Source organism: Pseudomonas sp. K8 (assembly GCF_014889455.1).
Classification (GTDB): domain Bacteria; phylum Pseudomonadota; class Gammaproteobacteria; order Pseudomonadales; family Pseudomonadaceae; genus Aquipseudomonas; species Aquipseudomonas veronii.
This window is the reverse complement of the sequence record NZ_VJWO01000002.1, coordinates 166,055-192,239: the sequence shown is the minus strand read 5'-3', so window position 1 is coordinate 192,239 and position 26,185 is coordinate 166,055. Positions and strand designations below refer to the sequence as shown.

The 26,185-nt window shown below is 60.1% G+C and carries 20 protein-coding genes; 10 read left to right on the top strand and 10 right to left on the bottom strand.

Annotated features, from left to right (window positions below; genetic code table 11):
- Positions 1–35 precede the first annotated feature (35 nt).
- The gene (mscL, locus tag INT12_RS02250; protein ID WP_104904397.1) at positions 36–452 is read right to left on the bottom strand and encodes a large-conductance mechanosensitive channel protein MscL; all 417 of its coding nucleotides are present in this window, start codon (positions 450–452) and stop codon (positions 36–38) included.
- Between the two features lie 287 nt (positions 453–739).
- Here mscL and katB point away from each other — a divergent pair, with 287 nt between their 5' ends.
- From katB to radA, 3 genes are all read left to right on the top strand, one after another.
- A complete protein-coding gene (gene katB / locus INT12_RS02245; protein WP_126588656.1) occupies positions 740–2,281 on the top strand; it encodes a catalase KatB in 1,542 nt (513 codons plus the stop codon).
- 138 nt (positions 2,282–2,419) lie between these two features.
- A complete protein-coding gene (locus tag INT12_RS02240) occupies positions 2,420–2,968 on the top strand; it encodes an ankyrin repeat domain-containing protein (protein WP_046381982.1) in 549 nt (182 codons plus the stop codon).
- Between the two features lie 35 nt (positions 2,969–3,003).
- A complete protein-coding gene (gene radA, locus INT12_RS02235) occupies positions 3,004–4,371 on the top strand; it encodes a DNA repair protein RadA (RefSeq protein ID WP_017848272.1) in 1,368 nt (455 codons plus the stop codon).
- A gap of 54 nt (positions 4,372–4,425) precedes the next feature.
- Here radA and INT12_RS02230 read toward each other — a convergent pair whose 3' ends face one another.
- Positions 4,426–4,794 (bottom strand): PilZ domain-containing protein, encoded by a 369-nt coding sequence (locus INT12_RS02230; RefSeq protein WP_017848271.1) that lies wholly within the window; start codon positions 4,792–4,794, stop codon positions 4,426–4,428.
- 175 nt (positions 4,795–4,969) lie between these two features.
- On the opposite strand from INT12_RS02230, the gene INT12_RS02225 reads away from it, so the two are divergent.
- The 3 genes from INT12_RS02225 (at position 4,970) to yjiA (ending at position 8,365) form a co-directional block, all read left to right on the top strand.
- Positions 4,970–7,036, top strand: coding sequence for a carbon starvation CstA family protein (locus INT12_RS02225; RefSeq protein ID WP_017848270.1), 2,067 nt, complete (start codon positions 4,970–4,972; stop codon positions 7,034–7,036).
- A 15-nt stretch (positions 7,037–7,051) separates the two neighbouring features.
- Complete coding sequence (locus INT12_RS02220) at positions 7,052–7,249, top strand: YbdD/YjiX family protein (protein WP_017737420.1); 198 nt, start codon at positions 7,052–7,054, stop codon at positions 7,247–7,249.
- Between the two features lie 156 nt (positions 7,250–7,405).
- A complete protein-coding gene (yjiA, locus tag INT12_RS02215; protein ID WP_169881766.1) occupies positions 7,406–8,365 on the top strand; it encodes a GTPase in 960 nt (319 codons plus the stop codon).
- 186 nt (positions 8,366–8,551) lie between these two features.
- Here yjiA and glyA read toward each other — a convergent pair whose 3' ends face one another.
- A complete protein-coding gene (gene glyA, locus INT12_RS02210; RefSeq protein ID WP_017848268.1) occupies positions 8,552–9,805 on the bottom strand; it encodes a serine hydroxymethyltransferase in 1,254 nt (417 codons plus the stop codon).
- Positions 9,806–10,047: 242 nt separating this feature from the next.
- Positions 10,048–13,899 carry a bifunctional diguanylate cyclase/phosphodiesterase gene (locus INT12_RS02205; RefSeq protein WP_026140186.1) on the bottom strand — a complete coding sequence of 1,284 codons (3,852 nt, stop codon included), beginning with the start codon at positions 13,897–13,899 and terminating at the stop codon, positions 10,048–10,050.
- A gap of 285 nt (positions 13,900–14,184) precedes the next feature.
- Here INT12_RS02205 and ettA point away from each other — a divergent pair, with 285 nt between their 5' ends.
- Positions 14,185–15,849, top strand: a complete 1,665-nt coding sequence (ettA, locus tag INT12_RS02200) for an energy-dependent translational throttle protein EttA (protein WP_017848266.1) — start codon at positions 14,185–14,187, stop codon at positions 15,847–15,849.
- 299 nt (positions 15,850–16,148) lie between these two features.
- Positions 16,149–17,486, top strand: coding sequence for an NADP-specific glutamate dehydrogenase (gene gdhA, locus INT12_RS02195; RefSeq protein ID WP_193041053.1), 1,338 nt, complete (start codon positions 16,149–16,151; stop codon positions 17,484–17,486).
- Here gdhA and INT12_RS02190 read toward each other — a convergent pair.
- Positions 17,483–17,980: a GreA/GreB family elongation factor gene (locus INT12_RS02190; RefSeq protein ID WP_017848264.1), complete on the bottom strand. Its 498-nt coding sequence runs from the start codon at positions 17,978–17,980 to the stop codon at positions 17,483–17,485. The two genes, gdhA and INT12_RS02190, sit on opposite strands and share 4 nt — an antisense overlap.
- A 70-nt stretch (positions 17,981–18,050) precedes the next feature.
- Positions 18,051–18,407, bottom strand: a complete 357-nt coding sequence (locus INT12_RS02185) for a hypothetical protein (RefSeq protein WP_026140185.1) — start codon at positions 18,405–18,407, stop codon at positions 18,051–18,053.
- A gap of 428 nt (positions 18,408–18,835) precedes the next feature.
- Here INT12_RS02185 and INT12_RS02180 point away from each other — a divergent pair, with 428 nt between their 5' ends.
- The gene (locus tag INT12_RS02180) at positions 18,836–19,126 is read left to right on the top strand and encodes a DUF3077 domain-containing protein (protein ID WP_017848262.1); all 291 of its coding nucleotides are present in this window, start codon (positions 18,836–18,838) and stop codon (positions 19,124–19,126) included.
- Between the two features lie 95 nt (positions 19,127–19,221).
- On the opposite strand, the gene INT12_RS02175 is transcribed toward INT12_RS02180, so the two are convergent.
- The 4 genes from INT12_RS02175 to INT12_RS02160 all read right to left on the bottom strand — a co-directional run bounded on the left by INT12_RS02175 (position 19,222) and on the right by INT12_RS02160 (position 23,325).
- Positions 19,222–20,307, bottom strand: coding sequence for a type I restriction endonuclease (locus INT12_RS02175; protein WP_193058746.1), 1,086 nt, complete (start codon positions 20,305–20,307; stop codon positions 19,222–19,224).
- A gap of 237 nt (positions 20,308–20,544) precedes the next feature.
- A complete protein-coding gene (locus INT12_RS02170; RefSeq protein WP_128191697.1) occupies positions 20,545–20,856 on the bottom strand; it encodes a chorismate mutase in 312 nt (103 codons plus the stop codon).
- A gap of 34 nt (positions 20,857–20,890) precedes the next feature.
- Complete coding sequence (locus tag INT12_RS02165; RefSeq protein ID WP_193040816.1) at positions 20,891–22,744, bottom strand: DUF4105 domain-containing protein; 1,854 nt, start codon at positions 22,742–22,744, stop codon at positions 20,891–20,893.
- Between the two features lie 92 nt (positions 22,745–22,836).
- On the bottom strand, positions 22,837–23,325 hold the full coding sequence (locus INT12_RS02160; RefSeq protein WP_017847319.1) for a DUF3015 domain-containing protein: 489 nt from the start codon (positions 23,323–23,325) through the stop codon (positions 22,837–22,839).
- A 267-nt stretch (positions 23,326–23,592) separates the two neighbouring features.
- Here INT12_RS02160 and INT12_RS02155 point away from each other — a divergent pair, with 267 nt between their 5' ends.
- Positions 23,593–26,031, top strand: a complete 2,439-nt coding sequence (locus tag INT12_RS02155; RefSeq protein WP_017847320.1) for a Lon protease family protein — start codon at positions 23,593–23,595, stop codon at positions 26,029–26,031.
- Positions 26,032–26,185 lie beyond the last annotated feature (154 nt).

Sequence of the window (26,185 nt, the reverse complement as noted above, 5' to 3'; positions counted from 1 at the left end):
GCCCCTGGAGGCGCCTTCGTTCAAACCGATACGGCTTATAGCGGTTTGTCGTTCTGTGCCTTGAGCAGATCGCGGATCTCACCCAGCAACACTTCTTCCTTGCTCGGCGTCGGCGGCAGGCTGGGGGCCACGGCTTCTTCGCGTTTCAGGCGGTTGATGGCCTTCACCCCCATGAAGATCGCAAACGCGACGATCAGGAAGTCGATCACGCTCTGGATGAACTTGCCGTAGGCCAGCACGACCGCCGGGACATCGCCCTGCGCAGCCTTGAGCGTCACCGCCAGATCAGCGAAGTCCACACCGCCGATCAACAGACCGATCGGTGGCATCACCACGTCGCCTACAAACGAGGAAACAATTTTGCCGAAGGCGGCGCCGATGATAATCCCGACGGCCATGTCGACCACATTACCTTTGACCGCGAAGGCCTTGAACTCACTGATCACGCCCATAGGTTATTCCTTGTTACAGATGAGAAGGGTGGAAGTCAGTGTAAGTCAGTCGTAGCGGGCTTGCCTGACACAACTGTTAACACTGTCGGTTTTTATCGACACATTAAATCGCAAATAGTTTGCAAAGTGCCATCAATCGCGCGCGAAATACCCGCGATTTCAGTGAGTTACCAGATTATTTTCTCAATCGACCCGTTGGGGTTTTTCTATTTATCTTCTGACTCGCGGGTCACTAGCCTCTGGCAAGCACAACTGAATGTGCATTAAAAAAACCAGAGGAAACCTCGATGAACAACCCAATGAGCCGCGCGCCCGTTCTGGCGCGACATGCGCTGGTGCTGGCAACCGTCAGCCTGCTTTCCCTGTCTGTGCAAGCTGCCAACTTGACCCGCGACAATGGTGCCGCCGTCGGCGACAACCAGAACTCGCAAACCGCGGGCGCCAACGGCCCGGTGCTGCTGCAAGATGTGCAACTGATTCAGAAGCTGCAACGCTTCGACCGCGAACGCATCCCCGAGCGCGTGGTACATGCCCGTGGCACCGGCGCTCACGGCACGTTTACCGTCACCGATAACCTCAGCGACCTGACCAAGGCCAAAGTTTTCGCCGCCGGTGAGGCAACCCCGGTATTCGTGCGGTTCTCGGCGGTGGTACACGGCAATCACTCCCCGGAAACCCTGCGCGACCCTCGCGGCTTCGCCACCAAGTTTTACACCGCCGACGGCAACTGGGACCTGGTCGGCAACAACTTCCCGACGTTCTTTATCCGAGACGCCATCAAGTTCCCGGACATGGTCCACGCCTTCAAACCCGACCCGCGCACTAACCTGGATGATGACTCGCGTCGTTTCGACTTCTTCTCCCATGTTCCCGAAGCCACCCGCACCCTGACCGAGCTGTACTCCGACTCCGGCACGCCGGCCAGTTACCGCGAAATGGACGGCAACGGCGTACATGCCTACAAGTTGATCAACGCCAAGGGCGAAGTGCATTACGTCAAGTTCCACTGGAAGAGCCTGCAAGGCATCAAGAATCTTGATCCCAAGCAAGTCACTGAGGTGCAGGGCCGTGACTACAGCCATATGACGAATGACTTGGTCACCCATATCAACAAGGGCGACTTCCCCAAGTGGGACTTGTACGTGCAGGTGCTCAAACCTGAGGAACTGGCCAAGTTCGATTTCGACCCGCTGGACGCCACCAAGATCTGGCCCGGCATACCCGAGCGCAAAGTCGGGCAGATGGTGTTGAACCGCAACCCGGCCAATGTCTTCCAGGAAACCGAGCAAGTGGCCATGGCCCCGGCCAATCTGGTGCCGGGTATCGAGCCGTCGGAAGACCGCCTGCTGCAAGGCCGGGTGTTCTCCTATGCCGACACGCAGATGTACCGCCTGGGCGCCAACGCCCTGCAACTGCCGATCAACGCGCCACGGGTCACCGTCAACAATGGCAACCAGGACGGCGCGATGAATTCCGCCAAGACCAGCACCGGCGTGAACTACCAGCCAAGCCGCCTGCTGCCACGGGAAGAGCCGCAAACCGCGCGCTACAGCCAGTCGCCGCTGGCGGGCAGTACCCAGCAGGCGAAGATCCAGCGTGAGCAGAACTTCAAGCAGGCCGGTGATCTGTATCGCTCCTACAGCAAGAAAGAACGTCAGGACTTGATCGACAACTTCGGCGGCTCCCTGGCCACCACCGACGACGAGAGCAAGCACATCATCCTGTCCTTCCTCTATAAAGCCGACCCGGAATACGGCGCCGGCGTGACCAAGGTCGCCAAAGGTGACCTGGCCCGCGTGAAAGCGCTGGCACAAAAACTCACCGACTAACCCCACGCCCCCCTGTAGGAGCGAGCTTGCTCGCGAAGATCTGCCAGGCAACGCGTGCATCCAGGATGCACGCGTCATCGTTGACGTTTTTCGCGAGCAAGCTCGCTCCTACAAGGGTTTTGCAGAGGAGTTGAATCAATGCGTACCTTCATCGGCGCGCTGCTGGCCTGCTGGTCGCTGAGCGGGGTTGCCGGGCAGCCTGCGCCCAATGACGCAGCGGCGCTCAAGGCGCAATTGCAAGGCTACTATTTCGATGCCGCACGTCGCGGCGACCTGCCCATGCTCGATACCTTCATCGACGCCGGCTTCCCCCTCAATACCCAGGACGACAAGGGCTACACCGCACTGATCCTCGCCGCCTACCACGGCGAAAGCGCCTACGTTGAACGTCTGCTCGCCGCCGGCGCCGATGCCTGTGTGCAGGACAAGCGCGGCAACACCGCGCTGATGGGCGCGATTTTCAAGGGCGAGCTGAAGATTGCCCAGCGCCTGCTGGCCACCGACTGCAACCCCGACCAGCGCAACGGCGCCGGGCAGACCGCCGCCATGTACGCCGGGCTGTTCAAGCGTCTCGAACTGCTCGACGAATTGAAGGCCAAAGGCGCCGACCTGAATGCCGAAGACCCGATCGGCAACAGTGCTTCACGATTGGCCAGCGGTGAAATCCGGACCCCGGCGCCGCGCTGAGCTATCATCGCGGTTTTTCGGTTGGAGGTTCTCAAATGGCAAAGGCCAAGCGCATGTACGGCTGCACCGAGTGCGGCGCGACCTTTCCCAAGTGGGCCGGCCAGTGTACCGAGTGCGGGGCGTGGAACACCCTCACCGAAACCATGATCGAAAGCGGCGGCGCCGCGGCCCCCAGCGGCCGTGCCGGCTGGACCGGGCAACAGGCGCAGATCAAGACCCTGGCCGAAGTCAGCGTCGAGGAAGTCCCGCGTTTCTCCACCGCGTCCGGTGAGCTCGACCGCGTGCTGGGCGGTGGCCTGGTGGACGGTTCGGTGGTGCTGATCGGCGGCGACCCCGGTATCGGCAAGTCGACCATCCTGTTGCAAACCCTGTGCAGCATCGCCAGCCGCATGCCGGCGTTGTACGTCACCGGCGAAGAATCCCAGCAACAAGTGGCCATGCGCGCACGCCGCCTGGGCTTGCCCCAGGACCAACTGCGGGTGATGACCGAAACCTGCATCGAAAGCATCATCGCCACCGCGCGGATCGAAAAACCCAAGGTCATGGTGATCGACTCGATCCAGACGATTTTCACCGAGCAACTGCAATCGGCCCCGGGCGGCGTGTCCCAGGTGCGTGAGAGCGCGGCGCTGCTGGTGCGCTATGCCAAGCAGAGCGGCACGGCGATTTTCCTGGTCGGTCACGTGACCAAGGAAGGCGCGCTGGCCGGGCCACGGGTGTTGGAGCACATGGTCGACACCGTGCTGTATTTCGAAGGCGAGTCCGACGGCCGTTTGCGTTTGCTGCGCGCCGTGAAGAACCGCTTCGGCGCGGTGAACGAGCTGGGCGTATTCGCCATGACCGACCGCGGGCTGAAAGAAGTCTCCAACCCCTCGGCGATTTTTCTGACCCGTGCCCAGGAAGAAGTCCCCGGTAGTGTGGTGATGGCAACGTGGGAAGGCACCCGCCCGATGCTGGTGGAAGTGCAGGCGCTGGTGGACGACAGCCATTTGGCCAACCCGCGTCGAGTGACCCTGGGCCTGGACCAGAACCGCCTGGCGATGCTGCTCGCGGTACTCCACCGGCACGGCGGCATCCCGACCCATGACCAGGACGTGTTCCTTAACGTGGTGGGCGGGGTCAAGGTGCTGGAGACCGCGTCCGACCTGGCGTTGATGGCAGCGGTGATGTCCAGCCTGCGCAACCGGCCGCTGCCCCACGACCTGCTGGTGTTCGGCGAAGTTGGCCTGTCGGGCGAGGTGCGCCCGGTGCCCAGCGGTCAGGAGCGTTTGAAGGAAGCGGCCAAACACGGCTTCAAGCGCGCGATCGTGCCCAAGGGCAACGCGCCGAAGGAAGCGCCGCCGGGGTTGCAGGTGATCGCGGTGACGCGGCTGGAGCAGGCGTTGGATGCACTTTTCGAGTAGCCCGCAACACCGCAATACACATGTGGGAGGGAGCAAGCCCCTTCCCACCGGTGGTCAGTGCTCCAGCAAAGCGCCCAACTGCCGCTCCAGTTCTGCCTGATCCCCCAGGTTCAACTCGATCAAGCGTCGCAAATGGCTGATCGATTCCAGACTGATGTGCTCGCATTCAAACCCCAGGTGACCGTTCTGGTCATGGGTCAGCCTGACCTGCATCTGCACATCGGTATTGGCGTCCAGGTGGATATCCACATCGAACGACTCGGTGCCGATGCTGTGCCAGGGCGTCGGTTTCTGCACCAACAAGCCCTTCAGCGATAAGTCCACCAGTTGCACCGACCATTTCCGACCGTTCTGCCGGAGTTCAGTCTTGGCATCAAAGGCAATCCGGCGAAAACGACGGCGGTCAGACGCATGTTCGGTCATGGTGAAACCCTCTGTGGATGAAGGGATTGTAGCCCTACGCCATTATTGAGGCTTTATTTCTGCTTTTTTTGCCATGGGAAGGCTCTAGACCAATGTAGGGGGCTGGCCTTTAAGGCCAGTAGCGCTAAACTCGAGCTGGTTGTCCTTTCTGTCCACCCTGGCTGGAATACAAAAAATGAAAAATAATAATAGCCTGCTACGCCACTTACCCTGGCTGGTACTGGCCATAGTAGGTGCGTGCGCCCTGGGCGTAGTGGCCCTGCGCCGCGGCGAGGCGATCAATGCCTTGTGGATCGTCGTCGCAGCAGTGGCGATCTATCTGGTTGCCTATCGCTACTACAGTCTGTTCATCGCCAACAACGTGATGCAACTCGATCCGCGACGGGCCACCCCCGCAGTGGTCAATAACGACGGTCTGGACTTCGTACCGACCAACAAACACATCCTTTTCGGTCACCACTTTGCGGCGATTGCCGGTGCAGGCCCCTTGGTCGGCCCGGTGCTGGCGGCGCAAATGGGTTATCTGCCCGGAACCCTGTGGCTGATCGCCGGCGTGGTACTGGCCGGTGCGGTGCAGGACTTCATGGTGCTGTTCCTGTCTACCCGTCGTAACGGCCGTTCCCTGGGGGATATGGTCCGCGAAGAGATGGGCCGCATTCCCGGGACCATCGCGCTGTTCGGCTGCTTCCTGATCATGATCATCATCCTCGCGGTGCTGGCGCTGATCGTGGTCAAGGCCCTGGCCGAAAGCCCGTGGGGCATCTTCACGGTGATGGCGACCATCCCGATCGCGATGTTCATGGGCATCTACATGCGCTACATCCGCCCGGGCCGTATCGGTGAGATTTCGATCGTCGGCGTGCTGTTGTTGCTCGGTTCGATCTGGCTGGGTGGGCAGATTGCCGCCGACCCGGTCTGGGCCAAGGTCTTCAGTTTCACCGGCATCCAGATCACCTGGATGCTGATCGGCTACGGTTTCGTCGCGGCGGTACTGCCGGTGTGGCTGATCCTGGCCCCGCGTGACTACCTGTCGACCTTCCTCAAAATCGGCACTATCGTCGCCTTGGCCATCGGTATCCTGGTGACCATGCCCGACCTGAAAATGCCGGCGCTGACCCAGTTCATCGATGGCACCGGCCCGGTGTGGAAGGGCGGTCTGTTCCCGTTCCTGTTCATCACCATTGCCTGCGGTGCGGTCTCGGGCTTCCACGCGCTGATCTCTTCAGGCACCACGCCGAAGTTGCTGGCCAGTGAAGGCCACGCCCGGTACATCGGGTATGGCGGCATGTTGATGGAGTCGTTTGTGGCCATCATGGCAATGGTTGCCGCTTCGGTGATCGAGCCGGGTGTGTACTTCGCCATGAACAGCCCGGCGGCGATCGTCGGCTCGGACGTGGTCACCGTCGCTCAAACCGTCAGCAGCTGGGGCTTTGCGATTACGCCTGAGGCGCTGTCGGCCGTTGCCCATGACATCGGCGAAACCACCGTACTGGCTCGTGCCGGCGGTGCGCCGACGCTCGCGGTGGGTATCGCGCAGATCCTGCACAGTGTGCTGCCGGGTGAAAACACCATGGCGTTCTGGTACCACTTTGCGATCCTGTTCGAAGCGCTGTTCATCCTGACGGCAGTCGACGCCGGTACCCGTGCCGGGCGCTTCATGCTGCAGGACCTGCTGGGCTCCTTCGTGCCGGCGCTCAAGCGCACCGAGTCCTGGACGGCCAACCTGATCGCGACCGCCGGTTGTGTGGCGATGTGGGGTTACCTGTTGTATCAAGGCGTGATCGACCCGCTGGGCGGCATCAACACCTTGTGGCCGCTGTTCGGTATCTCCAACCAGATGCTGGCAGGTATCGCGCTGATGCTGGCGACCGTCGTGCTGATCAAAATGAAGCGTCAACGCTACATCTGGGTGACCATGCTGCCGGCCGTCTGGCTGCTGATCTGCACCACCACGGCGGGCTTCATCAAGCTGTTCGACGCCAACCCGGCGATCGGCTTCCTGTCGCTGGCGAAGAAGTACAGCGATGCGCTGGCCAACGGCCAGATCCTCGCCCCGGCCAAGAGCATCGACCAGATGCAGCATGTGATCTGGAACGCCTACACCAACGCAACGCTGACGGCGCTGTTCCTGTTCGTGGTCTTCAGTATCCTGTTCTATGCGCTCAAAGTCGGCGTCGCCGCCTGGGGCAACAAAGAGCGCACGGATAAAGAAGCCCCGTTCCAGGCCGTACCGGACGCATGATCGAGGATTGCAGCCATGTTCAATGACATCAGTCGCCTCGGTAAATACCTCGGTCAGGCCGCGCGCCTGATGGTCGGCATGCCCGACTACGACACTTACGTCGAGCATATGCAAACCAAACACCCGGACAAGCCGATGATGGACTACAAGACGTTCTTCCGGGAACGCCAGGAAGCCCGTTACGGCGGCAAGGGTGGGCCCAAGTGCTGTTAAGTTGGTAAAACCGCTTTACCTGTAGGAGCGAGCTTGCTCGCGAACAACGCAAGGACACCACGTGCATCCAGATAGCACGGGTTATCGTTGACGTTATTCGCGAGCAAGCTCGCTCCTACAGTTGTTTTTACCTCCCCATTTTCAGGAGAACTGTCTTTGTCCTCTCCCATTCCCGTCACCGTCCTCAGCGGTTTCCTCGGCGCCGGCAAGACCACGTTGCTGCGTCACCTGCTCAAAGCCGAGCACGGCTTGAAAATCGCCGTGATCGAAAACGAATTCAGCGACGCCGGTATCGACACCCAGCTATTGGGCAACGAGCCCGTGCAAGTCATGACCCTGTCCAACGGCTGTGTGTGCTGCACCATCCACACCGACCTGACCAAAGCCCTGTACCTGCTGCTGGAACGCCTGGACAGCGGCGAAATCGCCTTCGACCGCCTGGTGATCGAATGCACCGGCCTGGCCGACCCGGCCCCCGTGGCCCAGACCTTTTTCATCGATGAAGAGCTGCGCGAGCGCTACATCCTCGACGGCATCATCACCCTGGTGGACGCGGCCCACGCCGAGCACCACCTGACCCAAACCATCGCCCAGGCACAGATCGGGTTTGCCGACCGCCTGCTGGTGAGCAAGCGCGACCTGGTGGACGACGCTAGCTTCGATGCCCTCAGCCAGCGCCTGACCCGCATCAACCGCCGCGCGCCGATTCGCGTGGTCGACCACGGCGCCATCGACCTGGCCGAGCTGCTCGACGTGCGCGGCTTCAACCTCAACGCCGGCATGAACCTGCGCCCGGTCAGCGCCGCGCCGTCCATCGACCGCATCTCCAGCCTGGTGCTGCGCACCGAACAGCCGCTGGATATCGACCGCCTCAGCGAGTTCATGAACGAGTTGTTGGAAGACCACGGCAAGCAACTGCTGCGCTACAAGGGCGTGCTGAACATCGCCGGGGAAGACCGGCGCATGGTGTTCCAGGGCGTGCTGAAGCTCTACGGTTTCGATTGGGATACCGAATGGGCCGAGGGCGAAACGCGGGAGAGTGTGATTGTGTTTATTGCCGATGAGTTGCCGGAAGACAAGATTCGCGAGGGTTTTGCGAAGGTCTATCAAGCCTAACTTGGAAATACGATCAAAAATGTGGGAGGGGGCTTGCCCCCGATAGCTGTGTGTCAGCCATACATGTGTCGACTGACCCACCGCCATCGGGGGCAAGCCCCCTCCCACATTGGCCGGTATTCCAAATCCTGATCTGCATAAAAAAGCCCGGCTCAAGAGCCGGGCTTCTTATTCAAGCAACTGCAATCAAGCGCCGTACACCGGCAGCTTTTTGCAGATGGCCTTGACCTTCTCACGGACCGCGTCGATCACGGCGTCGTTGTTCAGGTCAGCCAGGATGTCGCAGATCCAGCCGGCCAGTTCCTTGCACTCTGCTTCCTTGAAGCCACGAGTGGTCACGGCCGGGGTGCCGAAACGCAGGCCCGAGGTGACGAACGGCGAACGTGGGTCGTTCGGCACGGAGTTTTTGTTCACGGTGATGAAGGCTTTGCCCAGGGCGGCGTCAGCATCTTTACCGGAGATGTCCTGCTTGATCAGCGACAGCAGGAACAGGTGGTTTTCAGTCCCGCCGGAGACCACGTCAAAACCGCGTGCGATAAACACTTCGGCCATGGCCTTGGCGTTTTTCACCACTTGTTGCTGGTAAGTCTTGAACTCAGGCTGCAGGGCTTCTTTGAAGCAGACCGCTTTGGCGGCGATCACATGTTCCAGCGGGCCGCCTTGGGAGCCTGGGAATACCGCAGAGTTGAGCTTCTTCTCGATCTCGGCGTTGGCGCGCGCCAGGATCAGGCCGCCACGCGGACCGCGCAGGGTCTTGTGGGTGGTGGTGGTGACCACGTCAGCGAACGGCACCGGGTTCGGGTAGACGCCAGCGGCGACCAGACCGGCCACGTGGGCCATGTCGACGAACAGGTACGCGCCCACTTTGTCGGCGATGGCGCGGAAACGTGGGAAGTCGAGGATCTGCGAGTAGGCAGAGAAACCGGCCACGATCATTTTTGGCTTGTGCTCGACCGCCAGGCGCTCGACTTCGTCGTAGTCGATCAGGCCGTTGGCATCGATACCGTATTGAACGGCGTTGTACAGCTTGCCGGAGGACGAAACGCTGGCGCCGTGGGTCAGGTGACCGCCGTGGGCCAGGCTCATGCCCAGGATGGTGTCGCCGCCTTGCAGCAGGGCCAGGTACACGGCGCTGTTGGCTTGGGAGCCGGCGTGTGGCTGGACGTTGGCGTAGTCGGCGCCGAACAGTTGCTTGGCGCGGTCGATGGCCAGTTGCTCAACCACGTCGACGTATTCGCAGCCGCCGTAGTAGCGCTTGCCTGGGTAGCCTTCGGCGTACTTGTTGGTCAGAACCGAACCTTGAGCCTCCATTACCGCAGGGCTGGTGTAGTTTTCCGAAGCGATCAGCTCAATGTGCTCTTCCTGGCGCACGGCTTCTTGCTCCATGGCGGCGAAGAGATCGGCGTCGTACTTGGCAATGGTCAAATCACGGCTGAACATGGCGGTCCTCAAGGATCGGGGGGCAGAAAAGGAAGGCATTCTAACCTAATGGGTTTTAGATGGCATATGAAAGGACGTCATGTCGCGGACAAGTGGTGTTCATCTGGCGGGGGGGACTGTGCCGCTGCCATCGGGAGCAAGCGCCCTCCCACATTTGAATGTATTCACAAATCGAAGTGTGGGAGGGGCGGTGCGACGATTCGACGTGCTCCCGATGGGGCCGCCGGCTTCACCACAAAATCTCAGTCGAACATGAACAGCGCATCATTGCTGAACTGCGCCGCGAACCGATTCGGCGGCATCGGCCGCCCGAACAGATAACCTTGCACCTCATCGCAGCCATGCTCGCGCAGGAAGTCCAGTTGCTCATGGGTCTCCACGCCCTCGGCGATCACCGCCAGGTTGAGGCTGTGGGCCATGGCGATGATCGCGCGGGCGATTTGCGCATCCTGCTCGCCGGACGGCAGGCCGTCGACGAAGGTACGGTCGATCTTGAGCACGTCGATGGGGAATTGCTTGAGGTAGTTGAGCGACGAATAACCGGTGCCGAAGTCGTCCACCGCAATGCTCAGGCCGAGGTTTTTCAGGCTGGCGAGGATCTGCATGGCTTCGTTGACTTCGCGCATCAGGATACTTTCGGTCAGCTCCAGCTCCAGGCACGCCGGCGGCAGGCCGGTGTCCTCGAGGATGCTGGCGATGCGCTCACCCAACTGACCATCGGAGAATTGCCGCGCCGAGATGTTCACCGAGACTTTCGGCACCCGCACCTTGTTCTGGTGCCAGCTCTTGAGCTGACGGCAGGCTTCGCTGATCACCCAGTCGCCCACGTCCACCACCAGGCCCAGCTCTTCCAGCACCGGAATGAAGTCCCCTGGCGGCACTAGGCCACGGCGCGGGTGTCGCCAGCGCAGCAAGGCTTCGGCGCCGGTCAGGCGTTTGCCGTCGCCGCTGAATTGCGGCTGGTAATAGAGCACGAATTCGTTCTGGTCGAGGGCGTGGCGCAGGTCGCTTTCCAACTCCAGGCGCTCCAGGGCGCTGGCGTTCATGTCGGCCTGGTAGAACTGGAAGTTGTTCTTGCCACGCTCCTTGGCGTGATACATCGCAGTGTCGGCGTTTTTCATCAACTGGCTCAGCTCGTTGCCGTCCTGCGGGCTGAGGGCGATGCCGATACTTGCTGTGACGAAAAACTCGCGGCCTTCCAGCACGAACGGTCTGACCAGGCTGGCGAGGATTTGCTCGGCCACGTGAATCGCGCGGTTCAGCGCCATTTCGCGGCTGATCCGCGGCTGCAGGAGTAGGGTGAACTCGTCACCGCCCATGCGCGCCACGGTGTCGTCTTCGGCCACGCAACCGAGCAGGCGGGTAGCCATCTCCTTGAGCATGCGGTCGCCGGCGGCGTGGCCCAGGGAGTCGTTGATCGGTTTGAAGCGGTCGAGGTCGAGGAACATCAGCACCACCCACGACTTCTGCCGTTCGGCCGACTGCAGCGCGGTGTGCAGGCGGTCCTGGAACAGCGTGCGGTTGGGCAGGTGGGTCAGGGCGTCGTAATAGGCCAGGCGGTGGATGCGCTGTTCGCTGGCCTTGCGCTCGCTGATATCGCTGAAGAAGCAGACGTAGCTGGCCAGGTCGCCTTCATCGTCGAACACGGCGGTAATGCCGACCCAGGCCGGGTAATGCTCGCCGTTGCGGCGCTTGAGCCACACTTCGCCTTCCCAGGTGCTGTGCTGGTGCAACTGCTTGAGCACATAGCGCAGGTGGGCTTCCTGCTGCTCGTCGACGGTGAGCATGTTCGGCAACTGGTCGAGCACGTCCGCCACGGCGTAGCCACTGACGCGGCTGAACGCCTCGTTGGCCTGCACGATATAGCCGGCCGGGTCGGTGATCAGGATCGCCGACGTGGAGTGCTCGAATACCGTGGCGGCCATGCGCAGGTCTTTCTCGGCGCGGCGCTGCTGGCTGATATCGCGGCCGACGCCGAGGATGCCCTCGAAGGCGCCGTGTTCGTCCCACACCAGCACCAGGCGCAGCTCGATCGGAACTTTACGCCCGTCGGCGCGCAGGCAGTCGAACAGGTACAGTTGGGTGTGGATGTCATCGCGCAGCTTGGCCAGCGCCTCGGCGTCGCCCAAGGCCCGGCTGACTTGCTCGACCAGGCTGTAGATGCCGGCCAATTGCTGCGGGTTGGCGATGATCGACTGCCAGCCATTCTTGAACACCCAGTCCACGTCATACCCCAGCACGGCGTTGACCGAGGGGCTGATGTAGTTGAGGGCGAGGCGGCTGTCGGTGGAGCAGATCACGTCGCTGATGCTTTCGGCCAGCATGCGGTAGCGCTGTTCGCTGTCACGCAGGGATTCGCTGGCCTCGATCTGATCGGTAATGTCCTTGGCCACGCCGATGATGCGCGTGACCTGCGCGGTCTTGTCCCCGGCCAGGGCTTGCTCGCGGATATCGAAGCGGCGCCATTGATTGTTGCGGTGGCGAAAGCGCAACTGGCATTGCAGTTGGTTCGAATAACCGGCCTGGCGCTGCTGCTGGCGCAAGTCGTGGTAATGCTCGGCGTCCTCGGGGTGTAGCAGGATTTCCCAGAAGTACTCGCCCATTTGCTGCAATTCGGCCTTGTTATAGCCGAGGGTGTGGCCCAGGTGGTGGTTGCTGAAAATCATCCGCTGGCTGATCACATCCTGCACATACAGGTGATCGGGCACGGTTCGCACCACGTCCGACCAGAAACTTTCGCGCTCCACCAGCGACAGTTCGATCAGCTTGCGGCTGGTGATGTCGCTGATGCTGAGGATCACCGCCTTGAAGTCGTCGCGCTGTTCCGGCAGGCGCATCACCAGCCACAGGTATTGGTTGTTGCCGAGCACATCGTTGAGCTGGATTTCCAGTTCCAACTGGTTCTGTTGGGTCAGCACCGCCTCGAGCACCTGATAGCCGATAGCCGTGGCGTTGCGTGGGCAGTCATCGATCAGGCGTTCCCAGGCTTGCTCGCACGAGCTGACGTTCAACAGGCGCACCGCCACCTGGTTGACCTCGGTGACGCGCAGTTCCTTGAGCAACTGGCGACGCGCTTCGGGGTTGCCCTGCAGCCACCCGTGCAATTGCTCGCGCGTGCGGATCTTGGCCTTGTCGAAGAACGCGTTGAGCCCCGACAGGTCAAGCACGCACAGGGCCACGCCGGTGCCTTCGAAAATATCCTGATAACGCCGCCGACCTTCGTTCACCTGGCGCTGGCGGCGGCGCATATTCAACAGCACGATCACCGGCACCAACGAGAAGGCCAGGCCCAGCAGGCACTTGCCGATAAACGCCGGCAGCAATTGTTCCAGCACGGCGTTACGGTCGAAGAGGCCGCGCAGTTGCCAGTCGCTTTTGCTCAGTGGCGTGACCAGCACGCTTTTTTTCAACTCGTCCGGGGTCAGGGCGGCGGCCAATTGTGTTGGCATGCCGCTATCACGGCTGACCACATGGTGGTTCAGGCGATTCTCGACGGCCCACATCGGCCGCTGGCCCTGGCCATCCTGGCGGGTAAGGTTGGCCAGGTAGTTCGGCGCCAGGCGCAGCGCCCAGTACATTTTCGAATCGCCACTGGGCTGATGCAGCAGCAGATAGATGATGGTGCCGTTGTTGTCGTTGCTCAGGTAGTAGGGCTGGGAATGGCTGCGCTTGACCAGTTCCTCGAGGAAGTCGCTGTCCTGGCTGTCTTTGGCCGTGTCGCGGATCATCGCGCCGCTCGGGGCGAGCAGCGCGAAGCTGCGCAGTTCCGGCAGAGAGCGTTGCAAGCTGAGCATCAACGCCTGTTGCTGTTCGTCGTTGCGCGGCGGCTCGACCATTGGCAACAGATTCAGCGCGATCTGTGCGCTCAGGGCCATGTTCAGGCTGATCTGTTCCGCCAGGTCGGCGCTGTAGTCGATGGTGTATTGCTGCTGGTTTTTCTGGTTCTGCTGCAGTTGGTCGAGCAGTTGCCAGAACAATAACGCGAGCAACATGAGGACAAGCGTCGCCAATGCGCCTTTGAGGGTGCCGTGCAGGGGCGCTCCCGGCGCTATGTGAGCGGCGCGCAGGGGAGTAGGCGGCGTGACGTTGGACAAACTGTGATCCTGCGGTTTGGCTGGACTGGCGCGCGACATGCACTATAAGCCGGGCGCCCGGAGGGCGGCTAGCATGCCTTGACTTGTGGCAAAGTGCCAGTCCTGCCTGGCTGGACTGCCCTGGCGCATTCAGGTAGCTTTGCCGGTTACGCGGGGGCGTTCCAGCCCCAGACAATCAGGCTTTTTCCGCTCGCAGGCATTGATCAAGGTCAACGGCCCGCGCGGCGCATGGTCTGGCACGGGCTTCGCCCGCTCAATTCATCAGTCACTGACGCTAGGTTCACCATGGCTCAATACGTCTTCACCATGCATCGGCTGGGCAAAGTTGTTCCGCCGAAGCGGGAAATCCTGAAAAATATTTCGCTGTCTTTTTTCCCCGGCGCCAAGATCGGCGTGCTCGGCCTCAACGGTTCGGGTAAATCCACCCTGTTGAAAATCATGGCCGGCGTCGATACCGAGTTCGAAGGCGAAGCCCGCCCGATGCCCGATCTGAACATCGGCTACCTGCCGCAAGAACCGATCCTGGACCCGGCCAAGACCGTGCGCGAAGTGGTCGAAGAAGCCGTCAGCGTGATCAAGGACGCCCAGGCCCGCCTGGACGAAGTCTACGCCGCCTACGCCGAACCGGATGCCGACTTCGACAAGCTGGCCGCCGAACAGGCCAAGCTCGAAGCCATCCTGCAGGCTGGCGACGGTCACAACCTCGATCGCCAGCTGGAAGTCGCCGCCGATGCGCTGCGCCTGCCGGCGTGGGACGCCAAGGTTGAACACCTGTCCGGTGGTGAGAAGCGCCGTGTGGCCCTGTGCCGCCTGCTGCTGTCGGCTCCCGACATGCTGCTGCTCGACGAACCGACCAACCACTTGGACGCTGATTCCGTCGCCTGGCTGGAACATTTCCTTCACGACTTCCCGGGCACCGTGGTTGCGATCACGCACGACCGGTACTTCCTGGACAACGTCGCCGGCTGGATTCTCGAACTCGACCGTGGCGCCGGCATCCCTTACGAGGGCAACTACTCCGGTTGGCTCGAAGCCAAGTCCGACCGTCTGGCCGCCGAATCCAAGCAGCAATCGGCCCACGAAAAAGCCATGAAGGAAGAACTGGAGTGGGTGCGCAAAGGCGCCAAGGCCCGCCAGTCAAAATCCAAGGCACGTCTGCAACGCTTTGAAGAAATGCAGTCGCAGGAATTCCAGAAGCGCAGCGAAACCAACGAGATCTACATCCCGGCCGGTCCGCGCCTGGGTGACAAGGTCATCGAATTCAAGAACGTGTCCAAAGGCTATGGCGACCGCGTGTTGATCGACAACCTGTCGTTCTCCATGCCAAAAGGCGCGATCGTCGGCGTTATCGGCGGTAACGGTGCGGGTAAATCCACACTGTTCCGCATGCTGATGGGCAAGGAAACCCCGGACTCGGGCACCATCGAAGTCGGTGAAACCGTGCAACTGGCCTGCGTGGACCAAAGCCGCGAAGACCTCGACGGCAGCAAAACTGTGTTTCAGCAGATTTCCGACGGTTCCGACCAGATCCGTATCGGCAACTATGAAATCCCGTCGCGCACCTACGTCGGCCGTTTCAACTTCAAGGGTGGCGACCAGCAGAAGTTCGTCAAGGACCTGTCCGGTGGTGAGCGTGGTCGCTTGCACCTGGCCCTGACCCTGAAAGAGGGCGGCAACGTCCTGCTGCTCGACGAACCGTCCAACGACCTCGACGTTGAAACCCTGCGTTCCCTGGAAGAAGCCCTGCTGGACTTCCCGGGCGCCGCCATTGTGATCTCTCACGATCGGTGGTTCCTCGACCGCGTCGCGACCCACATCCTCGCGTATGAAGATGACTCGCAGGCGGTGTTCTTCGAAGGTAACTACACCGAGTACGAAGCGGATCGCAAGAAACGCCTGGGCGAAGCCGCTGCCCAGCCGCACCGTGTACGGCACAAGAAACTGGCCTGATTCGGGTCGGTTTGGAAAAGCGGAGCCTTCGGGCTCCGTTTTTTTTGCCCATGACTTCCTGACGAACATCGATCAAATGTGGGAGGAGGCTTGCCTCCGATAGCGGTTTTTCAGTTGGTGCATGGCGCCGTTTTGAAATCCCCTTTTAGGTGCGACAAATGCCTGTTTTTCAGGTTTATTTATATCCAATGCACCATTTAAATTCACAAAGGCGACATTTTGCCCTGTCGCGGTGCGACATGAATTGATAAAGTCCGGCTCAATCGCCCTTAACGACAATAAATTTGCCGAGACTTTTCATGATCGAATCCGTTGAATCCTTTCTTGCCCGCCTGAAGAAACGCGACGCCGACCAGCCGGAATTCCACCAGGCCGTAGAAGAAGTCCTACGCAGCCTGTGGCCGTTTCTTGAAGCCAATCCTCACTACCTGACCTCGGGCATTCTTGAGCGCATCTGCGAGCCGGAACGTGCGATTACTTTCCGGGTGTCGTGGGTCGATGATCACGGCAAGGTTCAGGTCAACCGCGGTTTCCGTATCCAGATGAACAGTGCCATCGGCCCGTACAAGGGCGGCCTGCGCTTTCACCCGTCGGTCAACCTGGGCGTATTGAAATTTCTCGCCTTTGAACAGACCTTCAAAAACTCCCTGACCTCGTTGCCCATGGGCGGCGGTAAAGGCGGCTCGGACTTCGACCCCAAGGGCAAGAGCGACGCCGAAGTGATGCGCTTCTGCCAGGCGTTCATGAGCGAGTTGTACCGCCATATCGGCGCGGACGTGGACGTCCCGGCCGGCGATATCGGCGTGGGTGCCCGCGAGATCGGTTTCCTGTTCGGCCAGTACAAGCGCCTGAGCAACCAGTTCACCTCCGTGCTGACCGGCAAAGGCATGACCTACGGCGGCAGCTTGATCCGCCCCGAAGCCACCGGTTTCGGTTGCGTGTACTTCGCTGAAGAAATGCTCAAGCGCGATGGCCTGCGGGTCGAGGGCAAGCGCGTGGCGGTCTCCGGCTCCGGCAACGTGGCGCAATACGCGGCGCGCAAGGTCATGGACCTGGGCGGCAAGGTGATTTCGTTGTCCGACTCCGAAGGCACCCTGTACGCCGAGAACGGGTTGACGGAGGAGCAATGGTCGGCGTTGCTGGAGCTGAAAAACGTCCAGCGCGGTCGCATCAGCGAACTGGCGGCCCGTTACGGCCTGGAGTTCCGCGCCGGTAAAACCCCGTGGGAACTGGCGTGCGACATCGCACTGCCATGCGCCACCCAGAACGAACTCAACGCCGACGCTGCGCGCGCCCTGTTGCGCAACGGCTGCCTCTGCGTGGCCGAAGGCGCCAACATGCCGACCACCCTGGAGGCTGTGGATATCTTTATCGACGCAGGCATTCTGTTCGCCCCGGGCAAGGCGTCCAACGCCGGCGGCGTGGCGGTGAGTGGCCTGGAAATGTCGCAGAACGCCATGCGCCTGCTGTGGACCGCCGGTGAGGTGGACAGCAAACTGCACAACATCATGCAGTCGATCCACCACGCGTGCGTGCATTACGGTGAGGAAAACGGCCGGATCAACTACGTGAAAGGCGCGAATATCGCCGGCTTCGTCAAAGTCGCCGACGCGATGCTGGCCCAAGGCATCGTCTAGGTCTCGGCCTCGATGCGCAGCACTTCGATCAACTGATCGCCGACGGGGCGCTGCCACAGCACCTCGTCGCCCACCCGGGCCCCGAGCAGCGCCCGACCCAGGGGCGAACCCCAGTTGATCAGGCCCGCACCGGCATCGGCCTGGTCTTCACCGACCAACTGAATGCGTTGTTGCTCGTCCTGCTCATTGGCAAAGGTCACCCAACTGCCGATCTGCACCTTGTCGGTGGACACGGCCGGCGCCACCACCTGGGCACTCTGTAGCCGCTGGTTGAAGTAACGCAAATCCCGCTCAAGGTCGGCCTGGCGCTGTTTGTCGGCCTGTTCGCCCTTGGCGGATTCGACGCTGTATTCCTGCTGCAACTGCGCGACCTTGGCCTGTAACTGCGCCAACCCGCGCGCGGTGAGGCGATTGGGTTGCTCGCTGACCTGACGCTCGACCGGTGGGTCGGCCTGGGCGGCGGCGCTGTCTTCATTCACAAAAGCTCGGCTCATGACAGGCTCCCTCTATAGCGTTTGGGCCATGTTCGCCGCACTTAAGTTTCGACGAATGTCTGAAAGCGACCTATTGCGAGCGATAAGCCTTGGCTGCGTCGCGATCCTTCTCCTGCTGCCAGGCGCGCTCGCGCTCGTCCCAGTGACGATCTTTGTAGTCGCGCAACTCTTCGTTTTCGCGCATGGCCTTGCACTGGCGAAAGCCATCTTCCCAGCCTTCGGCGTATACGCGGTCTTTCAGATAACGCGGCACATTCTTACGAAACTCCCCGGTGATCACCCCCGCTGCCTGGCGACCACTGCTGCAACCGTCATCGAAGCCATCGGCAAACGCCGGTGGATAACCCTTGGCCAGCAACTCCTGATGGGTCGATTGGCAACCCGACAACCCCAGCACCGCACACAGCATTACTGCATACCGCCACATTACTCGCTCCCTGGCCGTTTCACGGCTGATAGGGGAAGTCTAGAAGGGGATTCGTCGGGGGGATGTGAAAGGGGGGTGAGAAAGGTGTTGGGTTAAAGGGCCATCAATGACGATTCTCTTTAAATTGCAGGACGATTCCTAGAGAATCTCTGCCCTATTGCGCCTTAGGGTTTGGATCACTAGCCTCCTGACTTCGCTGTGAAAACAGTGACCGGGTTTAGCGACCCGAACCACCGAGACGCATCCTCTGTACACATTAGGCCGGCGGTTTTTACGTTCGTCGATATCGTGTTATGGCGGCTGTGCGTGGGAGATCTTCGGATCTGCCGGGTGTCTAGGTGACCGGTTCGCTAACCTGCGTACAGCTGCCACCCCTTCATGTTTAGCGACGTGTTGTGGTGGTCCTTTATTTCACTTAGAGGTGCATCATGACTAAAGTCGTGCCCGATCCACCACAGTCCTCAATCACTACCCTAGGCGTCGTTACGTTCGGCGACTACGGCGAAAACGAAAAACCGTTGTTTCGCGTCAATGCCGGCATGCCCATTGATGAAGCGCTAGAGCACGCCTCCACCCTGCTTTACTACTCTAAGAAACTTGCAATGGAAGCCGCCATGGATGTCCGTGGCGAACAATATGCCTGGGCTGCGCATTTTTTATGTGAGATGGGCAAGGCTGTAGTGGATGATCTGACTCAGGCGCTAACACCCGCAGCCTAAAGGTAGACACTGTTCCTGTGGCGAGCGGGTAAGCCCACTTGCCACAGGTTTATCGATAGCCTTGTAAGAGGCTTCCCGCTATCACCCTGCAACCATCAAGCGTAATAACCCACGGTCTTTTTCAGCTGATCTGCGTATTCGTATATCTCATCAATGGAAGAGATCGCATGACGTGTCTCGTTTTTTTCTTCGTCAAAAATCCCGAGGTACTTCTGGCTTCGGTTGAAGTGAAGACGACAAATTGGTTTGCGGTTGTTGTCATCCAACAATATCCCAAAATAGCTTTGGGTATCTCGCTGAACAATTCGTTTGGCATCGACCACTGATCGGACAAGGGCCCGAACGATGTGATAACCCTCCAGTTCTTCCAGCGTAGTCAGGATCTTGTCTCCTGACTCGTCTCTATCCTGCGTATCTGCGTTTGCGCTGTTTGTGACGGGCATCGATGTCATTATCGGTTGGATCGTGCCGCTCATCGCTGACTTCAGGCGATCGTTGATCTGGTCATTTAGAAACTGGGCTAAGGCTTTTCGAGTCAGCTCATAAAATTGCTCACGCACTTTCTGCGTGATTACTCCCTCGTAAACGCGGGATGCGAAGAATTTTACGAAGTCATCTTCTGGCTTGCTGACTTGAGCGCCGATGAGTTTCTTGAGTTGGCTAACGTATTTCAGCTCTCCCGCAGCGTTGATGATTGAGTCGACGTCGAAGGCCGACTTAGTCAGCTTTATCAGCTCCGGCACGGAGTACTCATCAATGTCTAGCAGATCCAATTCTAAAAATGGTTTCTCGTCCATTTTGTTCGGGGCATCTAGGTCAGTAAAAAATCTATAGACCTGACCATTGGTGAGAATTGATATTCTTGCGCTTGTGACGTGAAAGTAACGGAAAAGCTGAGAGGCGTGATTGATGCTCAATGACTCACCGATTTTTTTGCATTCGATAAGTATCTGAACCTCACCGTCTTTCATGATGGCGTAGTCGATTTTTTCACCTTTCTTTGTCCCGATATCGCAGACAAATTCTGGCATCACTTCCTGTGGATCAAACACGTCGTAGCCCAGCACGGTGTTGATAAAAGGCATTACAAAAGCATTTTTTGTAGCTTCTTCTGTTTGGATGGCGGGGCCTTGCAGTCGAACTTTGGCTGCCAGGCTGGTGAGCTTTTCAAAAAATTCCATATAAACCTCTTACCTATTCGGTTCCGTGTATAGATGTGGTGGCAAATTGACAGCCATCTGATACTAGACACAAAAAACCATAAAGAAAATGCGGTAAGAGGTTGTTTGTCTTTAATTGAAAAAAAGCTAAAAAAGTTCGTAAATTTCTTATCTATTTATCAATAGGTTGCAGGTGTGCGACAAATTTGTGTGTGCAGGACAAAAAGTCTGAAAATTCTGGATAGGTAGACGGATAGTCTAGGCGGATGATCTGTCAACTCCTGCCAGCGCAGCATGCTCAGCCAATTCCTGCTGGATAAACGCCGCAATCATCGCGCGGTACACCTGTTCGGTGACGTCGGGATTGGCGCCGACCGTTTGGGACAGATTGCGTACTTTGCTGATCACCTGTTCGACGCGCTGTGGTGCCTTGACGCCGTCGGTGTCTTTTTTGAAGCGTGCCGCCTGGGAAACGTAGTGGCCGCGTTCGGCCAACAGGCTGACGATTTGCTGGTCGAGGCGGTCGATGTTGCTTCGGACTTCTTCAAGGGTGGTGCAGGTAACGGCCATGTTGAGTGAACTCCTGATTCTGGTTGGGCGTTGGTCAGTAGTGATACCACTTCATCTCAAGCATTACCTCATTCACCGGCGTCGACAAGTGGCTGTACTCGCGCTGGGCGCTCAGGCGCAGGCCGAGGTTGCGCGACAATTCCCACTGCTGGTTCAGGCTGATGCTGCGCCGTACTTCGCCATTGGTGAAGAAATCTCCCTTGGCTTCCAGGCTCAGGTTGCCCAGCGGGTTTTTCCACAGTACGCCGGTGTTGAAACCGGCGGCGGGGGAGATGGCTTCGCTGAAGTCGTTGTTGTGTTCCACGCGCACGGTGCCGAGGGCGAAGCCGAGCATGTCGTCGCGCAGTTGCCAGGTGCCGCCGGCGCCGCCGTTGACGTGGGCGACCAGGGTTTCATCGTCGTGTTTGCCCGGCACGCGTTCCAGGCCGCCGGTGACTTGCCATGACCAGGGTTGCAGCAACGCGTTGCGCGGAGTCAGGGAGCGGATGGTGGCCAGGTCCAGTTGCTGCAGTTGCCAGTGGTTGCCTTCGTACTGGCGCAGTTTCATTTGCAGGATCTCGATCTGCGCGCCGAGGGGGAAGCCTTCGGCATTGTCGTTGAGGTCGTGGTAGGCCATGCGCAGGCCGTATTCGCCGAAGGCTTTGGCGCCACGCGTGCCGATGCCGGCTTGCCAGGTGCGTGATTCATGGCCGGTTTCCGGCAGGCCTGGGGGCGTGATCTTCAGGTCGGGCGCGGGGTTCTGGTTGATCGCACGCAGCAGTTCGAAGCTGCGTTGGGAGCGTTCGGTGTCGCGCTCCAGGCCATTGGCGCGGTAGCGGCCGAGGCGGTAGGCGGCGTCGATGATCAGCGCCTGGCGCTCGCGCGGCAACGCTTTAAACGCGGGCGCCTGCAGTTGTTTCTGGTCGTCGCTGACTTTCAGCACCCATTGCTGCTCGTCGCTGTCCAGCGGTTTGGCGCGTTCCAGCAACTCGCGCTCACGGGACGGGCGATAGTCGATCTTCTCGACCAGGCCGGCGTCTTTCACGGCCTTGACCGTGTCGGTGGGGATCGCAGTGAGCGGGAATTGCTCGGTCAGGCGCAGGCCGGGGCGGGCCACTTGCAGCAACTCCAACAGGCGGTAGGAGCAGTTTTCGTCGAAGAAGAAGTAGTCGAACTGGATCTGCTTGAGTTCCCATACGTGCTCGACCATGCGCTCGGTCTCGACCTGGGTCAGGTTCAGGCGGTATTCCCACAGGTCGCGGTTCTCCAGGCTGCGGTATTCGGAGAGTTTTTCCTGGTAGGGCACCAGGGCGAACAGGCCGGGGTAGCCGCCCATCAGGCCTTTCCAGGCGTAGAGGATGCTGTTGTCCGAGCCTTCGATGTACGCGCCGAAGTTGATCGCATAGCTGAGCAGCGCGGTGTTGTTGCTCTGCACGTCGGCCTGGTCGATGCGCAGCAGGGTGTGGCCGAACATCGATGAAGGGCTGTTGAGGTAGGCCGCCGGGAAGATCATCACCGCGCTATGGGGCGCGACGTCCTTGAACCATTGCTTGAATTCGTTGCAGCCCACGGCGGGCAGGTCGGTCAGTTGCAACCGGTCTTTGAGCCAGCGGGTACGTGCGGGGTAAACGCATTGTGCGTGTTTTTCACCCAGGCTGGCCGGCGCGTAGAGCGCGTCGACGGTGGCCTTGAGTTCGGCATCCGGGTGATGGGCACCATCGGCGGCGAGGAAGAATTTTTTGTCGCTGACATAGCTGCGCCAGCCACTGACTTTGCCGGCTTCGTAATGGCCCAAGGACAACCAGAACGGATCGTTGGCCAATTGCTGCAAACGTTGATCATCAAGATGCGGCGCCGCATACAACGGGGCGCAGGCGAAGAGTGCCATCCAGGCAAGGCGTTTGAGCATAGGGGCAACTTAAGTCGGAAAAAGTGAGACCCAAGCGGGGAGGCGGGTCCAAAAATAAGACCCGCGCCTTGGAGGGCGCGGGCGGCTCGAGCTTAAGCCTGGGTTGCGTATTTCGCCAGGCGGGCATCACTTTTCAGTACAGCCAGGGTGTTGTTGTGGACATCCTCAGCGGTCACGTCGGCCTTGCTGAAGATTTGCTGGAAGTGTTCGTGGGTCACGGCAGAAAAGTGCTCGCGATCTTCCGGTGCAACGCCCAGTACCACGGCATAGGTGGTCAGCGCTTCGCCATTGCCTTTGGCCATGTCTTCGGACAGCTCGTTCATCATGCCATTCATGGCAATCCACGATTTGCCGCCGTAGGTCAGGGCGCTGTTGGTGCTGCAACCGTTGGTGCCCGAGGTCATGCCGAAGGTAGCGTTGCCCGAGGTGCCGTTGGTGGTGGACGCCAGGAAGTGCGCCGGCGTGCCGCGCTGGCCTTCGAACAGCATGTTGCCCCAACCGCAGTTCGGGCCACCGGGTGATTCAGCCATTGCGTTGAGGGAAACGACGGTGAAGAGAGTACCGAGAAGGATCCGTTTCATAGCTTTGTTCTCTTTGTGTGCAAACCAATGGACAAGGGTTCAGGCGCAGTAACGCGCCTTAGGGGCCGGTTATTAGTCCAGCCCGCGCAGTTTGGAGTTTAGGCAGGTTCCAGGGGTTCCGTGATTTTTAATAAAACAATCAGAGATATCTCGATTTTTTTGTAGGACGCAGCCCGTGTCTATGCTTTACCTCAGGCGCGCCTTGCCAGAGCGCGTAACAGAGAGCCAGAATGCCGCCATCTGCCCCGCCTGATGTAAGGAAGCCCGATGCCTGATCCTGTTGCTGCCAGCTTGCGTCTAGCGCCCGAAGCGCTGACTCGCCCTTTCTCCGCTGAACAGTTCAGCTTCTCGACCACCAATGATTTGGAGCCCTTTCGCGGTGTGCTTGGCCAGGAACGTGCGGTTGAAGCCTTGCAGTTCGGTGTGGCCATGCCACGCCCCGGTTACAACGTGTTTGTCATGGGCGAGCCGGGCACCGGCCGCTTTTCGTTCGTCAAACGCTACCTGAAGGCCGAAGGCAAACGCCTGCAGACCCCGTCGGACTGGGTCTATGTGAATAATTTCGATGAGCCCCGCGAACCCCGCGCCTTGGAACTGCCGGCAGGCGGCGCCGCGGCGTTCATCAGCGACATCAACGGCTTGATCGACAACCTGGTGGCGACCTTCCCGGCAGTGTTCGAACACCCGACGTATCAACAACGCAAAAGCGCTATCGACCGCGCGTTCAACCAGCGTTACGACAAGGCATTGGACGTGATCGAACGCCTGGCCCTGGAAAAGGACGTGGCGCTGTACCGCGACAGTTCCAACATCGCGTTCACTCCGATGCTCGACGGCAAGGCGCTGGACGAGGCCGAGTTCTCGCAGTTGCCGGAAGTCGATCGCGAGCGCTTCCACACCGATATTTCCGAACTGGAAGAACGCCTCAACGAAGAGCTGGCCAGCCTGCCGCAGTGGAAGCGTGAGTCGAACAACCAACTGCGTCAGTTCAACGAAGAAACCATCACCCTGGCCCTACAGCCATTGCTGTCACCGTTGTCGGAAAAGTACGCAGAAAACGCCGCCGTATGCGGTTACCTGCAAGCCATGCAGGTGTACTTGCTGAAAACCGTGGTCGAGCAATTGGTGGACGACGCCAAGACCGACGCCCAGGCCCGCAAGCTGCTCGAAGAACAGTACTGCCCGAGCCTGGTGGTCGGCCATCCGGTCAACGGCGGCGCCCCGGTGGTGTTTGAACCGCACCCGACCTACGACAACCTGTTCGGCCGGATCGAATACAGCACCGATCAGGGCGCGCTCTACACCACCTATCGTCAGTTGCGTCCGGGCGCCTTGCACCGGGCCAACGGCGGGTTCCTGATCCTCGAAGCCGAGAAGATGCTCAGCGAGCCGTTTGTGTGGGACGCCCTCAAGCGTTCCCTGCAGTCGCGCAAGCTGAAGATGGAGTCGCCGCTGGGCGAACTGGGCCGCCTGGCCACGGTGACGCTCAACCCGCAGATGATTGCGTTGCAGGTCAAGGTGATCATCATCGGCTCCCGCCAGCTGTACTACGCGTTGCAGGACGCCGATCCGGATTTCCAGGAAATGTTCCGCGTGCTGGTGGATTTCGACGAAGACATCCCGATGGTCGACGAAAGCCTCGAGCAGTTCGCGCAGTTGCTGAAAACCCGCACCTCGGAAGAGGGCATGGCGCCGCTGACCTCGGACGCGGTGGCGCGCTTGGCCACCTACAGCGCACGCCTGGCCGAACACCAGGGGCGGTTGTCGGCGCGCATTGGCGACTTGTTCCAACTGGTCAGCGAGGCGGATTTCATTCGCCACCTGGCGGGCGACGAAATGACCGACGCCGGCCACATCGAACGTGCGCTGAAGGCCAAGGCCACGCGCACCGGGCGGGTGTCGGCGCGGATTCTCGACGACATGCTCGCCGGGGTGATCCTGATCGACACCGCCGGCGCGGCGGTCGGCAAGTGCAACGGGCTGACGGTGCTGGAAGTCGGCGATTCGGCGTTCGGCGTGCCGGCGCGGATTTCCGCCACGGTGTACCCGGGCGGCAGCGGCATCGTCGACATCGAGCGTGAGGTCAACCTCGGCCAGCCGATTCACTCCAAGGGCGTGATGATCCTCACCGGTTACCTGGGCAGCCGTTATGCCCAGGAATTCCCGCTGGCGATCTCGGCGAGTATCGCGCTGGAACAGTCCTACGGTTATGTGGACGGCGACAGCGCGTCCCTGGGCGAGGCCTGTACCTTGATTTCGGCCTTGTCGAAAACCCCGCTCAAACAGTGTTTTGCCATCACCGGTTCGATCAACCAGTTTGGTGAAGTGCAGGCGGTGGGCGGGGTCAACGAGAAGATCGAAGGTTTCTTCCGCCTCTGCGAAGCGCGTGGGCTGACCGGCGAACAAGGCGCGATCATTCCGCAGGCCAACGTCGCCACGCTGATGCTCGATGAGAAGGTGTTGCAGGCCGTGCGCGCCGGGCAATTCCATATCTATGCGGTGCGCCAGGCGGATGAGGCGTTGAGCCTGCTGGTCGGCGAGCCGGCCGGTGAGCCGGACGCAGAAGGGCAATTCCCCGAAGGCACGGTGAATGCGCGTGTGGTCGAGCGTTTGCGCGCGATTGCCGAGATGATCAGCGAGGAAGACTTGAAGGAAGCTGAGAAGGAACTGGCGCTGCACGCGCAGGCGGAAGCCAAACCGAGCTGATCGGTTAGCCCGCCACTAAATTGACTCCAGGTTGGGGGCCAACGCCCGTTGGTCTCTACAACCTTGGTTTATCGCGTTTTTCTTCTATTCTGAGCACTAGGGATATCCACCGGAGTCGCAGGATAGAAACAGTCTCGCCGTGCTTGAGGCTGAA

Coding starts and splice junctions, on each gene's coding strand:
- INT12_RS02230 (WP_017848271.1), bottom strand. CDS start 4,794: ATGACCGAACATGCGTCTGACCGCCGTCGTTTTCGCCGGATTGCCTTT.
- INT12_RS02170 (WP_128191697.1), bottom strand. CDS start 20,856: ATGGCCGTTACCTGCACCACCCTTGAAGAAGTCCGAAGCAACATCGAC.
- INT12_RS02165 (WP_193040816.1), bottom strand. CDS start 22,744: ATGCTCAAACGCCTTGCCTGGATGGCACTCTTCGCCTGCGCCCCGTTG.
- gdhA (WP_193041053.1), top strand. CDS start 16,149: ATGATCGAATCCGTTGAATCCTTTCTTGCCCGCCTGAAGAAACGCGAC.
- INT12_RS02225 (WP_017848270.1), top strand. CDS start 4,970: ATGAAAAATAATAATAGCCTGCTACGCCACTTACCCTGGCTGGTACTG.
- glyA (WP_017848268.1), bottom strand. CDS start 9,805: ATGTTCAGCCGTGATTTGACCATTGCCAAGTACGACGCCGATCTCTTC.
- INT12_RS02190 (WP_017848264.1), bottom strand. CDS start 17,980: ATGAGCCGAGCTTTTGTGAATGAAGACAGCGCCGCCGCCCAGGCCGAC.
- INT12_RS02240 (WP_046381982.1), top strand. CDS start 2,420: ATGCGTACCTTCATCGGCGCGCTGCTGGCCTGCTGGTCGCTGAGCGGG.
- INT12_RS02175 (WP_193058746.1), bottom strand. CDS start 20,307: ATGGAATTTTTTGAAAAGCTCACCAGCCTGGCAGCCAAAGTTCGACTG.
- INT12_RS02180 (WP_017848262.1), top strand. CDS start 18,836: ATGACTAAAGTCGTGCCCGATCCACCACAGTCCTCAATCACTACCCTA.
- INT12_RS02185 (WP_026140185.1), bottom strand. CDS start 18,407: ATGTGGCGGTATGCAGTAATGCTGTGTGCGGTGCTGGGGTTGTCGGGT.
- radA (WP_017848272.1), top strand. CDS start 3,004: ATGGCAAAGGCCAAGCGCATGTACGGCTGCACCGAGTGCGGCGCGACC.
- mscL (WP_104904397.1), bottom strand. CDS start 452: ATGGGCGTGATCAGTGAGTTCAAGGCCTTCGCGGTCAAAGGTAATGTG.
- INT12_RS02220 (WP_017737420.1), top strand. CDS start 7,052: ATGTTCAATGACATCAGTCGCCTCGGTAAATACCTCGGTCAGGCCGCG.
- INT12_RS02160 (WP_017847319.1), bottom strand. CDS start 23,325: ATGAAACGGATCCTTCTCGGTACTCTCTTCACCGTCGTTTCCCTCAAC.
- ettA (WP_017848266.1), top strand. CDS start 14,185: ATGGCTCAATACGTCTTCACCATGCATCGGCTGGGCAAAGTTGTTCCG.
- INT12_RS02155 (WP_017847320.1), top strand. CDS start 23,593: ATGCCTGATCCTGTTGCTGCCAGCTTGCGTCTAGCGCCCGAAGCGCTG.
- katB (WP_126588656.1), top strand. CDS start 740: ATGAACAACCCAATGAGCCGCGCGCCCGTTCTGGCGCGACATGCGCTG.